The 14336-nt window shown below is 71.0% G+C and carries 12 protein-coding genes and 1 pseudogene; 9 read left to right on the top strand and 4 right to left on the bottom strand.

All coding sequences use genetic code 11. The features are described 5' to 3' along the window. Positions 1-18: 18 nt before the first annotated feature. From WBK50_RS03390 to WBK50_RS03425, 8 genes and pseudogenes are all read left to right on the top strand, one after another. Positions 19-888, top strand: coding sequence for a PhzF family phenazine biosynthesis protein (locus WBK50_RS03390; RefSeq protein WP_341334185.1), 870 nt, complete (start codon positions 19-21; stop codon positions 886-888). 182 nt (positions 889-1070) lie between these two features. Further along, positions 1071-2039: an HpcH/HpaI aldolase/citrate lyase family protein gene (locus tag WBK50_RS03395; RefSeq protein WP_341334186.1), complete on the top strand. Its 969-nt coding sequence runs from the start codon at positions 1071-1073 to the stop codon at positions 2037-2039. Positions 2040-2081: 42 nt separating this feature from the next. Continuing rightward, positions 2082-3278 (top strand): acyl-CoA dehydrogenase family protein, encoded by a 1197-nt coding sequence (locus WBK50_RS03400; protein WP_341334187.1) that lies wholly within the window; start codon positions 2082-2084, stop codon positions 3276-3278. A 175-nt stretch (positions 3279-3453) separates the two neighbouring features. After that, positions 3454-3975 (top strand): general stress protein, encoded by a 522-nt coding sequence (locus WBK50_RS03405; RefSeq protein ID WP_297495157.1) that lies wholly within the window; start codon positions 3454-3456, stop codon positions 3973-3975. A 211-nt stretch (positions 3976-4186) separates the two neighbouring features. Then, positions 4187-5572 (top strand): ABC transporter substrate-binding protein, encoded by a 1386-nt coding sequence (locus WBK50_RS03410; RefSeq protein WP_341334188.1) that lies wholly within the window; start codon positions 4187-4189, stop codon positions 5570-5572. A gap of 104 nt (positions 5573-5676) precedes the next feature. Beyond that, positions 5677-6558 carry a carbohydrate ABC transporter permease gene (locus WBK50_RS03415; protein ID WP_341339276.1) on the top strand — a complete coding sequence of 294 codons (882 nt, stop codon included), beginning with the start codon at positions 5677-5679 and terminating at the stop codon, positions 6556-6558. Positions 6559-6651: 93 nt separating this feature from the next. Next, a complete protein-coding gene (locus WBK50_RS03420; protein ID WP_341334189.1) occupies positions 6652-7431 on the top strand; it encodes a carbohydrate ABC transporter permease in 780 nt (259 codons plus the stop codon). A gap of 12 nt (positions 7432-7443) precedes the next feature. Next, a pseudogene (locus WBK50_RS03425) lies at positions 7444-8647 on the top strand (ABC transporter ATP-binding protein). 748 nt (positions 8648-9395) lie between these two features. On the opposite strand, the gene WBK50_RS03430 reads toward WBK50_RS03425, so the two are convergent. After that, on the bottom strand, positions 9396-10235 hold the full coding sequence (locus WBK50_RS03430) for a chromosome partitioning protein ParB (protein ID WP_341334190.1): 840 nt from the start codon (positions 10233-10235) through the stop codon (positions 9396-9398). Continuing rightward, a complete protein-coding gene (locus WBK50_RS03435; protein ID WP_341334191.1) occupies positions 10235-10882 on the bottom strand; it encodes a metallophosphoesterase family protein in 648 nt (215 codons plus the stop codon). Before WBK50_RS03435 ends, WBK50_RS03430 begins: the two co-directional genes overlap by 1 nt. Positions 10883-10952: 70 nt before the next feature. Here WBK50_RS03435 and WBK50_RS03440 point away from each other — a divergent pair, with 70 nt between their 5' ends. Next, positions 10953-11888, top strand: a complete 936-nt coding sequence (locus tag WBK50_RS03440; protein ID WP_341334192.1) for a class I SAM-dependent methyltransferase — start codon at positions 10953-10955, stop codon at positions 11886-11888. A 2-nt stretch (positions 11889-11890) separates the two neighbouring features. Here the strand turns inward: WBK50_RS03440 and WBK50_RS03445 are convergent, their stop codons facing one another. Continuing rightward, positions 11891-12886: a DUF5914 domain-containing protein gene (locus WBK50_RS03445; protein WP_341334193.1), complete on the bottom strand. Its 996-nt coding sequence runs from the start codon at positions 12884-12886 to the stop codon at positions 11891-11893. Between the two features lie 64 nt (positions 12887-12950). Beyond that, a complete protein-coding gene (corA, locus tag WBK50_RS03450) occupies positions 12951-14048 on the bottom strand; it encodes a magnesium/cobalt transporter CorA (RefSeq protein WP_445942216.1) in 1098 nt (365 codons plus the stop codon). Between the last annotated feature and the right edge of the window lie 288 nt (positions 14049-14336).

A 14336-nucleotide genomic window follows, 5' to 3' on the forward strand; every position in this document is an offset into this window, starting at 1 on the left:
GCCCTAGGGTGTCCGTCCGTGCCGAACCTGCGATTCGACGTCGTCGACGTGTTCACCGACCGGGCCTACGCCGGCAACCCGCTCGCCGTCGTGCACGGCGCGGACTCCCTCACGCCTGAGCAGATGCAGGCGGTCGCGGCCGAGTTCGCCCTGTCCGAGACCGCCTTCGCGCTGCAGCCGACCGAGCCGGGAGCGGACTACCGGCTGCGCATCTTCACCCCCGCGCGCGAGCTGCCGTTCGCCGGGCACCCGAGCGTCGGTGCGGCCTGGGTGCTGGCCCGCGACGGCGTGATCCGGCGCGGCGACGTCGTCCAGGAGTGCGGCGCGGGCCTGCTCCCGGTGCACGTCGACGAGGCCGGGGCGCAGGTCACCGGCGGCTCGCCCGAGGTCGGCGAGGACCTGGACGCGGCCCTGCTCGCCACCGCCGTCGGGTTGAACCCGGACGACGTCGACGGCGCCGCGGCGCCCGGGGTCGCGGCCGCCGGGATCCCCTTCGCCTTCCTCCCCGTGCACGACGACGCCGTGGCGCGCCTGGAGCCGGACCCGGAGGCGTTGAGCGCGCAGACCGACGGCCTCGTCGGCCTCGCCGTCTACAGCCTCTCCGCGGACGCGACACGGGTCCGTCTGCGGATGTTCGCCCCCGACGTGGGAGTGGCCGAGGACCCCGCGACGGGCTCCGCGGCCGTCGCGCTGGCCGTCCACCTCGTGGACCGCGGCCTGCTGGAACCGGACGGGGAGTCCGCGTTCACCGTCTCCCAGGGCGTGGAGATCGGGCGGCCGTCGACGCTGCACGTCACGGTCCGCGCCGCGGGGGGCCGCGCGGTCGGGACGGCCGTCCGTGGCGGCGTCGTCGCCGTCTCCCGAGGTGAGCTGGTGGCGCTGCCCTGACCGGACGGCCTCCTCCGGTCGGACGGGGGCGACCCGCCGGTAACCCCTGTTTACCTCGCGTGGGTGAGAAACCAATCACCTGAGGGCGCACCGGGGGTCGCGCACGTGTCAGCATCCAGGGCAGTCTTCAGGCATGCAGTTCCGTACCGCCTGATCCGAGCACTCGACGAGGAGTCCCGCCCGTGACGTCCGAGAGTACCCAGCTTCGCGCCCGCCGCTCCTGCCTGGCCGTTCCCGGCTCCAGCCAGAAGTTCATCGACAAGGCCCGGACCCTGAACTCGGACCAGGTCTTCCTGGATCTCGAGGACGCGTGCGCGCCGCTGGCCAAGCCCGGTGCCCGCAAGACCATCGTCGCCGCGCTCAACGAGGGCGGCTGGGGCGACAAGATCCGCGTGGTCCGGGTGAACGACTGGACCACCGAGTGGACCTACCGCGACGTCACCGAGGTCGTGGAGGGCGCGGGCGCCAACCTGGACGCGATCATGCTGCCGAAGGTGCAGACGGCCGAGCAGGTCGTCGCCCTGGACCTGCTGCTGACCCAGATCGAGAAGTCGATGGGCTACGAGGTCGGGAAGATCGGCATCGAGGCGCAGATCGAGAACGCGCTCGGTCTGACCAACGTCAACGCGATCGCGACGGCCAGCCCGCGCGTCGAGACGATCATCTTCGGCCCGGCGGACTTCATGGCCTCGATCAACATGAAGTCCCTGGTCGTGGGCGAGCAGCCGCCCGGCTACGATGTCGGCGACGCCTACCACCACATCCTGATGAGCATCCTGATGGCGGCCCGCGCGCACGACAAGCAGGCCATCGACGGCCCGTACCTGCAGATCAAGGACGTCGACGGGTTCCGCCGGGTGGCCGGGCGCTCCGCCGCCCTGGGCTTCGACGGCAAGTGGGTCCTGCACCCCGGCCAGATCGACGCCGCCAACGAGACCTACTCGCCGCTGCAGAGCGACTACGACCACGCCGAGAACATCCTCGACGCCTACGAGTACTACACCTCGGAGGCCGGCGGGAAGCGCGGCGCCGCGATGATCGGCGACGAGATGATCGACGAGGCCTCGCGCAAGATGGCTCTGGTGATCTCGGGCAAGGGCCGGGCCGCCGGCATGAAGCGCACCGACAAGTGGACTCCGCCGGAGGCGTGAGGACCCCGACCGGCTGACGCATCCGACGAGGAGGAACACATCATGGCGCGCCTGGCCCAGACCGCCGGCCTGACCGACATCCAGGAAGAGATCCTGTCCACGGTCAAGACCTTCGTGGACAAGGAGATCATCCCGCACGCGACCGCCCTCGAGCACGCGGACGCGTACCCGCAGGACATCGTCGACGGGATGAAGGAGATGGGGCTCTTCGGCCTCACCATCCCCGAGGAGTACGGCGGCCTGGGCGAGTCCCTGCTGACCTACGCCCTGGTCGTCGAGCAGATCGCCCGCGGCTGGATGAGCGTCTCCGGCGTCATCAACACCCACTTCATCGTGGCGTACATGCTGATGCACCACGGCACTGCGGAGCAGAAGCAGAAGTTCCTGCCGAAGATGGCGCTGGGGGAGACCCGCGGTGCCTTCTCCATGTCCGAGCCGGACCTCGGCTCGGACGTCGCGGCGATCAAGACCCGCGCCAAGAAGGACGGCGACGACTACGTCATCGACGGCGCCAAGATGTGGCTGACGAACGGCGGCTCGTCGAACCTGATCGCGCTGCTGGTCAAGACGGACGAGGGCAAGCCCAAGCCGTACCAGAACCTGACGACGTTCCTGGTGGAGAAGCCGTCGGGCTTCGGGGAGGTCGCGCCCGGGCTCACCATCCCCGGCAAGATCGACAAGATGGGCTACAAGGGCGTCGACACCACCGAGGCCGTGTTCTCCGGCTTCCGGATCCCGGCGTCGTCGATCCTGGGCGGGGAGGCCGGCAAGGGTTTCTCGCACATGATGGACGGCGTCGAGGTCGGGCGGGTCAACGTCGCCGCCCGCGCCTGCGGCATCTCGATCCGGGCCTTCGAGCTCGCGGTCGAGTACGCCCAGCAGCGCTCGACCTTCGGCAAGCCGATCGCCGAGCACCAGGCCATCGCGTTCAAGCTCGCCGAGATGGGCACCAAGGTCGAGGCCGCCCACCTGATGATGGTCAACGCGGCCCGGCTCAAGGACCGCGGCGAGCGCAACGACGTCGAGGCCGGCATGGCCAAGCTGCTGGCCAGCGAGTACTGCGCGGAGGTCACCCAGGAGGCCTTCCGCATCCACGGCGGCTACGGCTACTCCAAGGAGTACGAGATCGAGCGGCTCATGCGCGAGGCGCCGTTCCTGCTGATCGGCGAGGGCACGAGCGAGATCCAGAAGACGATCATCAGCCGGGGCCTGCTGAAGGAGTACAAGCTCCGCGGCTGACCCGCGTCCGACGAACGGCACCCTCGCCCCGTAGGTTGGGACGAGAGTGCCGTTCGTCCGTTTCCGGCCTGTGGCCCGATCGTGATCGTGTGCTGGGCACTGCGGGGTGGGGTCGGTCGTTGAGATGATGTGGGGCCGGATGTCCCCGGTGCCCGATGTTTCGAGGAGAGAGCCCGTGACCACCCCCTTCGGCGGCCCCGGACGCCAAGCGCCCGGGCTGCCCAACCTGCCCACTCCGCCCACCGGCTGGCCGGTCGGCTCCTACGCCACCTACGAGGAGGCGCAGCGGGCGGTCGACCACCTGGCGGACACGGACTTCCCGGTCCGCGACGTGACGATCGTGGGCGTGGACCTGATGCTGGTCGAGCGCGTGATCGGGCGCCTCACCTGGGGCCGCGTGCTGCTCCAGGGTGCGCTGTCGGGCGCCTGGTTCGGCCTGTTCGTCGGGCTCGTGTTCGGCCTCGCCGGCGGGGCCGGGCTGGGCCTCGCGCTGCTCGTCGCCGCGGGCGGCGCCGTGTTCGGCCTGGCGTTCGCCGCCGTCGGCTACGGCATGACGCACGGCCGTCGGGACTTCACCTCGGCGAGCCAGATGGTCGCCGGCCGGTACGACGTGCTGTGCCAGCCGCGCAATGCCGAGAAGGCCCGCGAGGTGCTCGCGAAGCTCGCGATGAGCGGGAACTCCGGCACCTCCTCCTGAGCTCGGGCCCTTCCGGTCCGGTCCGCTCAGCACCGGACGCGCCCTCTCACATCTCGGTCCGGTATCGCCCGCCTCCCCCGATTGCGAGCCCGCTCCGGGGGACATAGGTTGCGACATACCGGTCGCCCTCCGTGACCGGAGTCACACGACGGAGTGTGTCGCCGGGCTGCCGCGATCGCGGGCACGCGGTGGCCGTGAACGGGAGGCCGTGATGGGGCAGCCGCGGGGAGGCCGGGCCCATGGCCCGGACAGGACGCGGGCCGGCAGACGGCGTACGTGGGCCGCGGCGGGTGCCGCGCTGCTGTCCTCGGCCGCCATCGCCGGCTGTTCCAGTGGCGCGGTCGGGCCGCCGGTCCTGAACTTCTACACGCCCGCGGACGGCGCAACCCAGTACGGCCAGGCGGCCGCGGACTGCACGACGCAGGCGAACGGCCGCTACACGATCGTCCCGCAGACCCTGCCCAAGGGCGCGGACGACCAGCGCCTGCAGCTGGCCCGCCGGCTCGTCGCGGGAGACACCGCCGTGGACATCATGGGCATCGACGTCACCTGGACCGCAGAGTTCGCGACCGCGGGCTGGATCACCCAACTGCCCGAGGACGTCGCCGCGCAGGTCACCCAGGGCACCCTCCCCGGCCCGCTGGAGACGGCGACGTTCAAGGGGGCGCTCTGGGCGGCCCCGCTCAACACGAACACGCAGATCCTCTGGTACCGCAAGGACCTCGCCCCGACACCGCCGAAGACCTGGGACGAGATGATCTCGATGTCGGAGGCACTGGCGCAGAAGGGCCTGCCCTCCTACATCGAGGTGCAGGGCGCGCAGTACGAGGGCCTCTCGGTCTGGTTCAACACGATGATCAACAGTGCCGGCGGCCAGATCGTCGACGAGAACGGCACCGTCCTCATCGGTCAGGAGCCGAGCAGGGGCGCCGCCGAGAAGGCCGCGACGATCATGCAGCGGGTGGCGGCCTCACCGGCCTCGGACCCGTCGTTGTCCGTGGCGAAGGAGAACGACGGCCGGCTCGCCATGGAGGCCGGCACCGCCGCCTTCCAGATCAACTACCCGTTCGTCTACGCGTCGATCAACACCCCGCCCCCCGACGGCGGCGGTGGCGGCACGTTCATCGACGACCAGGGCAAGCCGGCGGCCAAAGACACCGGCAAGAAGGTCATCGACGAGTTCGCGTGGGCGCCCTACCCGTCGGTGACGCCCGGGACCCCCGCGAAGCCGACGATCGGCGGCCTGAACCTCGCCGTCAGCACGACGTCGCTGCACCCGGACCTCGCCTTCGAGGCGGTCCAGTGCCTGCGCAGCCGGGAGAACCAGCTGCGCAACGCCACGGACGCCGGCGTCCCGCCGACCCTGGAGGCGCTGTACAGCGACCCGTCGTTCCAGCAGGAGTACCCGGCCTGGCAGGCGATCAAGGAGTCGCTGGACGACGCGAGCGTCCGGCCGAAGACGCCCGCCTACCAGAGCATCTCGATCGTCCTGTCGGACCTGCTCAACCCGCCCGCGCAGATCAACCCGCAGGCGGTCGTCGGGGAGATGGCCGACCAGGTCGTCCGCGCGGAGAACTCGGAGGGACTGGTCCCGTGAGCGACCTTGCGAACGAAACATCCACACAGCGCACCGAACCCGTCGCCCCTCCCGAGCGGGCGCCCTCGTCGCCGGGGGCCCACCGGAAGCCGGGCAAGCCCGAGCTGTCCGAGGGCAAGAAGGCCGAGCGCAAGCTCGGGCTCCTGCTCTGCGCACCGGCGGCGATCATCATGCTGCTGGTCACCGCCTACCCGATCGTCTACGCGGTGTGGCTCTCGCTGCAGCGCTACGACCTGCGGTTCCCCGGCGAGCAGCAGTTCGCGGGGCTGGCCAACTACGCGGCCGTGCTCACGTCGAGCTACTGGTGGAGCGCCTTCGGAGTCACGGTGATCATCACGGTGATCTCGGTGTCGATCGAGTTCGTGCTCGGCCTCGCGCTGGCGCTGATCATGCACCGGACGATCGTCGCGCGTGGACTGACCCGGACCGTCGTGCTCATCCCGTACGGCATCGTCACCGTCGTCGCGGCGTTCAGCTGGCAGTTCGCCTGGACCCCGGACAAGGGCTACCTCGCGGCGCTGCTGCCGGAGGGCGCCGCGCCGCTGACGGACCAGGTGTCCGCGCTGGCGATCATCATTCTCGCCGAGGTGTGGAAGACGACGCCGTTCATGGCGCTGCTGCTGATGGCGGGTCTGGCCCTGGTGCCGGACGACCTGCTCAAGGCCGCCCAGGTCGACGGCGCGGGCGCCTGGCAGCGGCTGACGAAGATCATCCTGCCGATGATGAAGCCGGCGATTCTGGTCGCGCTGCTGTTCCGCACGCTCGACGCGTTCCGCGTGTTCGACAACATCTACATCCTGACCCAGGGCTCCAACGGCACCGGGTCCGTCTCGATGCTGGGCTACGACAACCTGTTCAAGGCGTTCAACCTCGGCATCGGCTCGGCGATCAGCGTGCTCATCTTCATCGCGGTCGCGGTGATCGCGTTCCTGTTCATCAAGATATTCGGGGCCGCGGCACCCGGATCCGACGAGGGGAAGCGCTGATGGCCACCGCGACGGCCACGGAGCCCCGGCGGGCTCGCTCCGGGAAGCTCGGCGGACAACAAGAAGCTCTGGTGGTCCGTCGCCAACCTCCTCGTGCTGCTCTACGCGCTGATCCCGGTGCTCTGGATCCTGAGCCTGTCGTTCAAGACCGCGGACACGGTGACGGACGGGAACTTCATCCCGCGGGCCTGGACGTTGGAGAACTACGCGCAGGTCTTCGCGATCGACCTCTTCACGTCGGCGCTGATCAACTCGATCGGGATCGCGATCATCTCGACGGTGCTCGCGGTCGTCATCGGGACGATGGCCGCCTACGCGATCGCGCGGCTGGACTTCCCGGGCAAGAAGGTGCTCGTCGGCATCTCGCTGCTGATCGCGATGTTCCCGCAGATCTCCCTGGTCAGCCCGCTGTTCAACATCGAGCGCGCGGTCGGGCTGTTCGACACCTGGCCCGGCCTGATCCTGCCGTACATCACCTTCGCCCTGCCGCTGTCGATCTACACGCTCTCCGCGTTCTTCCGCGAGATCCCGTGGGAGCTGGAGAAGGCCGCGCAGATGGACGGGGCGACGCCGTTGCAGGCCTTCCGGTCCGTGATCGTGCCGCTGGCTGCGCCGGGCGTGTTCACCACGGCGATCCTGGTGTTCATCTTCTGCTGGAACGACTTCCTCTTCGCCGTGTCCCTGACGTCGACGACGCGGTCCCAGACGGCGACGGTCGCGATCTCGCAGTTCACCGGTGCCTCGCAGTTCGCCGAACCCACCGGCTCGATCGCCGCGGCGGCCGTCCTGCTCACCATTCCGATCATCATCTTCGTGCTGTTCTTCCAGCGCCGGATCGTCGCCGGCCTGACCTCCGGCGCAGTGAAGGGTTAAGGGGCAACCGACATGGCTGACATCGTCCTGGACAACGTGGTCAAGCGGTACCCGGACGGCACGCTCGGCGCCGACCACGTCAACATCGAGATCGCCGACGGCGAGTTCATCATCCTTGTCGGCCCGTCCGGCTGCGGGAAGTCGACGACGCTGAACATGATCGCCGGCCTGGAGGACATCTCCGACGGAGAGCTGCGCATCGCGGGCGAGCGGGTCAACGAGAAGGCGCCCAAGGACCGCGACATCGCGATGGTGTTCCAGTCCTACGCGCTCTACCCGCACATGACCGTGCGGGAGAACATGGCCTTCCCGCTGAAGCTGGCGAAGATGGACAAGGCCGAGATCGACAAGAAGGTCAACGACGCCGCCCAGATCCTGGACCTGACCCAGCACCTGGACCGCAAGCCCGCCAACATGTCCGGCGGCCAACGCCAGCGCGTCGCGATGGGCCGGGCGATCGTCCGCAGCCCCAAGGCGTTCCTCATGGACGAGCCGCTGTCCAACCTCGACGCGAAGCTGCGCGTGCAGATGCGGACGATGGTCTCGAAGCTGCAGCAGCGGCTGGAGACCACGACCGTCTACGTCACGCACGACCAGACCGAGGCCATGACGCTCGGGGACCGGATCGTCGTCATGCGGGGCGGGGTGGTGCAGCAGATCGGCTCGCCGCAGACGCTCTACGACCGCCCGAACAACCTCTTCGTCGCGGGGTTCATCGGTTCGCCGGCCATGAACTTCCTGCCGGCGATGCTGGAGAACGGCGTGTTCCGGACGTCGCTCGGGGACCTGTCGCTCTCCGACGAGCTGCGCCGGAACCTCGAGGCCTCCGACGCGCCGCGCGAGCTCGATCGTCGGCATCCGGCCCGAGCACTTCGAGGATGCCGCGCTCGTAGAGGAGCACCAGCGGCCGAAGGGCTCGGTCTTCACCGCCGAGGTCGACGTGCTCGAGTCCATGGGCTCGGACAAGTTCGCCTACTTCACGGTGCAGGGGGAGCAGGCCATGTCCGACGATCTCGCGGACCTCGCCGCGGACGCCGGCACCGCGGACGTCCCCGGCGGGGACGCGGGAACGCTCACCACCCGCCTCTCCGCGGCCTCCACCGCCACCGAGGGCCGGTCGACGGAAGTGTGGGTGGACACCAGCAAGATCCAGGTGTTCGACCCGAACAGCGGCAAGAACCTCACCACCCGTGAGGCCGCCCCCGTCACCGCCTGACGCGCGAGGAGCCGGGGCCCGGCCCGCGCACCCGCGCACCCGCGCACCCGCGCACCCGTGCACCCGTGCACCCGCGCCCGGACCCGGCCCCTTCAAGCCCCGCGAGTCGCGCTCCAAGACCAGGCGAGTCGCGCTCCGAAGCCCGGCGAGTCGCGCTCTCGGACCACGCGAGTCGCGCTCTCGGGCCGCGCGAGTCGCGCTCTCGGGCCGCGCGAGTCGCGCTCTCGGGCCGTGCGAGTCGCGCTCTCGGGCCGCGCATGTCGCGCTGTGGAGCCAGGCGAGCCGCGCTCTCGGACCGCGCGAACTGTGGGCTGCGCGCATCCTTGCGGCGGAGCCCGGAGCCAGGCTGCGGCACACCTCGCCCGACTCGGTCGGCGACGCATTCAGAGTCACAGGGCTCCAGATCGCGATTCCTGCGGTCTCGGGCGCCGGCTCGCGGGCGCGGATCGTGTGGCGTCTCGCCGGGTTCCAGCTGGCGGCTCGCCAGAGTCCGCGTCGCGGCTCGCGGGGTCTTGGAGCGCGGCTCGCGGGGTCTCAGATCGCGACTCGCGGGGTCTTGGAGCGCGGCTCGCGGGGTCTCAGATCGCGACTCGCGGGGTCTCAGATCGCGGCTCGCGGGGTCTTGGAGCGCGGCTCGCGGGGTCTCAGATCGCGGCTCGCGGGGTCTTGGAGCGCGGCTCGCGGGGTCTCAGATCGCGACTCGCGGGGTCTTGGAGCGCGACTCGCGGGGTCGGGGGCGGGGTCGGGGTCAGGCGGTGGGGTGGGCGCGGAGCTGGTCCACGACCTCGTCGTCCCAGCGGTGGGTGCGGAGCAGGCGGTAGCGCTGGCAGGCGAGCTGCAGGTAGGCGTCGGCGTCCGAGCGGTCCCCGATGAGGTCGGCCTGGCGCAGCATCCGCACCACCGGCTTGTACTCCTCGGACCACCAGCGCCGGGCGACGGTCTCACGGTCCAGGTAGCGACTCTCGTGCTGCATGAGCCGGAACCCCCACGCCTCCACGGCCTGGCTGAGCTCCGCGTAGGCCCAGGCGTCCGCGACCTCGATGGACTCCAGCGCCCTGCCGCGCAGCGGTACCCGGTCCACGAAGACGCGGCGCAGGTCCTTCGTGATGAGGTCCCCGCGGTGCACGATCCCGTTGGGGTCGATCTTCGTGGTCACCTCGGTGACCCTCGCCTCGATCGAGCGCAGGTTGAGCGCGATCGCGACCGAGACGCGGTGATGGCCGTCCCGGACGAAGTGCAGCCCGCCGACCCGGTACACGTCGATCGGCGGGATCGTCTCCCCGCGCCGCTGCGCCCGGGCGAGGCGCTCCCAGCGTTCGCGGGTGCGGGGCGTTCGGGGGCGGAAGGAGCGGTCGAAGTCCTTCGTGCGATCCACGCTGCCGACGATCGACTCCAGTGCGATCACCTGGAGACCGAGCCGGCGTTCACCGGTGCGGCCCAGGGCGGCCACCACCTCGCCGAAGGGCAGGATGTCCGAGACGTCGTCGGGTTCGCGGCGCAGCCAGGACGCGAGCCGGGACAGCACCTGACGGCGACGGGTGCGCAGGAAGTCGTGCTCCGCGTCCGCCTGCGGGAAACCCGTCTCCACTAGACGTCCACCACCTTCCGGCCGACCACGTTGACCACCCTGGTGGAGCCCAGCATCCGGTCCGGGACAGGCTCGCCGTGCGGATGGATGTGCCCGTGCACGAGCAGCCGCGGCCGCAACGCCTCGACGAGCGGGTGCAGGCACTCGAAGCCGCGGTGCGGCCCGTCCTCCCGGTCCCCGCAGTGCCGTGGGGGAGCGTGGGTGAGCAGGACGTCCACGGTCCGGCCGTCCTTCCGGCGGGCCCGACGCGCGATCCGGACCAGCCGACGGGCGCGACGGGCCTGCTCGGCCTCGCTCCACTGGTTCGGCCCCGGTCGGTAGCGCAGACAGCCGCCGAGACCCGCGATCCGCAGCCCCGCGACGTCGACGACCCGCACGTCCGCGTTCTCGAACCCCGCAGGCCCCGGCCAGTCGCACGGGTGGCCCGCGCGCATCCACAGGCCGCGGCGCTGGGAGAAGCCGCCGAGATCCCGGTCGTGGTTGCCGGGAACCATGACGCCCGGGCGGTCCAGGGTGTTCGCCAGGTCCGCGAGGTAGTCGAACGGCAGGTCTCCGGCGCCCAGGACGAGGGCGACGTCGTACCGCCGGGCAGCGGCGGTACGCAGCCCGGCGACCTCCTCGTCGCTCACGGCCAGGGTTCGGACCATTGCGGGTCAGGGTACGGCGCGCGCGTCGTCCTTGGGTGCGGTCGGGGCGCCGATGGGTCAGGATTGGGGCGTGACCGGTCAGGAGTCCGTGACACCCCAGTCGCCGCCGTCGCAGGCGCTGGGACCCTCGACGGTGGTGCACGCCTTCGACGAGCAGGCCGACAGCTACGACAAGCTCGTCGGCGCGAACCCCGGATACCACGAGCACCTGCGGCTCTCCGCGCGCCGGATGGGCCTGCGCGGGCGGGGGCTGCACCTGCTCGACCTGGGCTGCGGGACGGGCGCCTCCACCGAGGCCCTGCTGGGGGCCGCACCGGGTTCGGACGTCGTCGCGGTGGACGCGTCGGCGGGCATGCTCCGCCAGGCGAAGATCAAGAACTGGCCCCCGGGCGTCGAGTTCGTGCACTCCACGCTGAGCGAGCTGCCGGGGAGAGGCGTCCGCGGCCCGTTCGACGGCATCCTGGCGGCCTATCTCGTCCGCAACCTCCCGGACCCGGACGCGGGGCTGCGGCAGATCTACGACCTGCTCAAACCGGGTGCGCCGGTCGCGATCCACGAGTACTCGGTGCGGGACCACGTGCGCAGCCGGATCGTGTGGAACCTGGTGTCCTGGTCCGTGATCATCCCGATGGCGAAGATCCGCAGCGGGGACACCGGCCTCTACCGCTACCTGTGGCGCAGCGTCCGTCGCTTCGACGGCATCGAGGCCTTCACCGCGCGGATGACGAAGGCCGGGTTCACCGACATCCGGGTGCAGACGATGCCGGGCTGGCAGCAGCACGTCGTCCACACGTTCCTCGGGCGCCGGCCGGCCGAGGACGCCGTCCTCCGGGACCCGGTCCCGACGCCGGCGGAGGTCGCCGGTCCCCGGCCGAGACCGCGGCCGCGGCACACGCCGGACTACACCGAGCGCGACGGCGGCGCGGACGACATGGGGTACGACGACGACCCGGCTCTCGGGGACGACACCGAGACCCCGCCGGCCGGCAGCCCCCCGGCGTCCTGACCTCAACGGTCGGCGCGCAGCGCGTACCGCCGCTCCGCGTAGGCGATGTCGTCGCGCCACAACCGCTTCGCCGTGCTCGCGACGAGGGGTCGCAGCGCCGCCGCGACCTTCTTCGTGTGCGCGAAGCCGGGCCGCTCCGAGTACGCCACGACGGCCTCGATCACCGCGGTCCGGGCCGCCCCGTCCGAGCCCGGACGCAGCGGCGTCGCGTGCGTCTCGACGACGGAGCCGGTGCCCTCGCCGTCGACGATCTCCATGGTCACCGTGCGCGGGTCCGGACAGCTGAATTCGGCGTGCACCGGCACCCCGAACGGGCCGGCGACCTTGAAGGCGACCTCGACGAGGAACCGGTCCTCGGCCGGCGGGCAGTCCGCGCGCGGGGCGCTGAGCACGCGCAACGTGGCGAACGAGTAGGGGTGGAACCAGGCGCCGTGCCAGGGGTCGAGCCGGTTCGCGAGCACGTCCGTGGGCTCGCAGCGGCCGATCACTGTGGCGACGGCGTCGAACGCACCGGCCTCGGGCGGGCGCGGGCCGAGGAAGGGACGCTCCGTGGGCTGCTCGCCGTCGGGCAGGGTGGAGTCGAGGCGGACCCAGGCCAGCACGCCGTCGTCGAAGGTCGGGAAGGTGGCCCAGCCCGGCCGGCCACCGGGGCCGAGCGGCATCCCGTGCCAGCGGCAGACCAGGGCGTCGTCGTGCACCGGGGCGTCGCAGAGGGCGGCGCCGAGGTGGGGGCACGCGCCGGGACCGGCGTGCAGCGCGCCGGTCGAGTCCCGCCACGCGACGACCTCACGTCCCGCGACGACTCGCCCGTAGGCGCGGTCACCGCGGACCTCCCGGCTGCCGGCGAGCACGAACCAGCCGCCGGACGGGCGGGCCGCCGCCCGCTGCGTGGCGGCCCGGATGAGGGCGGGTGACGCGTCCCGCCACGACGGTTCCTGTTCGGCCCAGGGTGGGATCCGCAACCGGCGCAACGGAGTCCGGGCCTGACGCTGCTCCACGCGCCGAGACTAGGACCGCGCCGCCGGCTCGGCGACTCGACGGCGGGGCTGGATCCGCGGCGGGTCAGAGCCAGTTGTTGCGGCGGAAGTTGCGGTAGAGCAGGCCGCAGGCGACCGCGATGAGGAGCAGGACGGCGGGATAGCCGAAGTTCCAGTGCAGCTCGGGCATGTAGTCGAAGTTCATGCCGTAGATGCCGGCCACCATCGTCGGCACGGTGATCAACGCGGCGTACGCGGTGATCTTGCGCATGTCCGAGTTCTGCCGCATCGAGACCTTGGCCAGCACCGCGTCCACCAGCGTGGTCAGCAGCTCGTTGAAGCCCGCGACACGCTCGGCGACCGTGGAGAGGTGGTCCTCCACGTCCCGGAAGTAGGAGCGGACCTCGTGCGGGATCAGCGAGCTGTAACCCTCGGTGATCTTGCGGAGCGGCTTGAGCAGCGGCATCACCGCGCGGCGAAGCTCGAGGATCTCGCGCTTCATCACGTAGATCTGCTCGGGGTCCATCGTCGAGCGCGGGGCGAAGACCTCGGCCTCGATCTCGTCGATGTCGTCCTCGATGGCCTCGGTGACCTCGAGATAGGAGTCCACGACGTGGTCCGCGATCGCGTGCAGCACCGCGGACGGGCCGAGCGCGAGCTGCTCCGGGTCCGCTTCGAGGGCGCGCCGGACCTGCTGCAGGCCGCTGTGCTTGCCGTGCCGGACGGTGACGACGAAGTCCCGCCCGACGAAGGCCTGCACCTCGCCGGTCTCGACGATCTCGTTCGCCGTCGTCGGCTCGGCATGGCCCACGTAACAGACGGTCTTGAGGACCATGAAGAGCGTGTCGTCGTAGCGCTCGAGCTTCGGCCGGTTGTGCGCGTGCACCGCGTCCTCGACGGCCAGCTCGTGCAGCCCGTAGGTCTCCGCGATGCCGGTGATCTGCTCCTCGCTGGGCTCGTGCAGGCCGATCCAGACGAAGCCCTCGCCACGCTCGCGGACCTCGTCGATCGCGGCGTCGTGGGTGAAGCGACCGGGCAGCCGGACGCCGTCGACGTACACGCCGCAGTCCACGACGTACGCGGACAGGGGGACCCGCAGGCGGGGGAGCACGGCCTGACCGGCACGGCCGTTCAGCTTGCCCGCAGCCCGGATGACGGGGCGGAAGGAGGACAGGGGCGGCACGGGGTACCTCCTGCGACGAGGACCTCGACGGGCCGAGGTCGTGCGGGGAGTGGACACGGGCCGTCCTCCGCTCGGCGGCGGCGACCCGGTGAGCTCGTCGCGCCTCCTCGCCGTGCTGCGTGGGCTCAGCTGCTCCACACGGTGGTCACGACGGGGACGCGCTCGGTACTGCACCCTGGAGCGGGATCCATCGCGCCACCTCCTTCGTCCACCGTCCCCGACCGCGCGGCCGGTGAAACCCCCGGGCCTGTGATCAGGGCCGCCCGCCGAAGCGCGGGCCACCGGCTA

The organism is Pseudonocardia sp. T1-2H (genome assembly GCF_038039215.1).
Taxonomy (GTDB): Bacteria; Actinomycetota; Actinomycetes; order Mycobacteriales; family Pseudonocardiaceae; genus Pseudonocardia.

Excerpts from the sequence above, each read along its gene's own strand:
- WBK50_RS03400 (WP_341334187.1), top strand. The coding sequence starts at position 2,082 with ATGGCGCGCCTGGCCCAGACCGCCGGCCTGACCGACATCCAGGAAGAG.
- WBK50_RS03410 (WP_341334188.1), top strand. The coding sequence starts at position 4,187 with ATGGGGCAGCCGCGGGGAGGCCGGGCCCATGGCCCGGACAGGACGCGG.
- WBK50_RS03435 (WP_341334191.1), bottom strand. The coding sequence starts at position 10,882 with ATGGTCCGAACCCTGGCCGTGAGCGACGAGGAGGTCGCCGGGCTGCGT.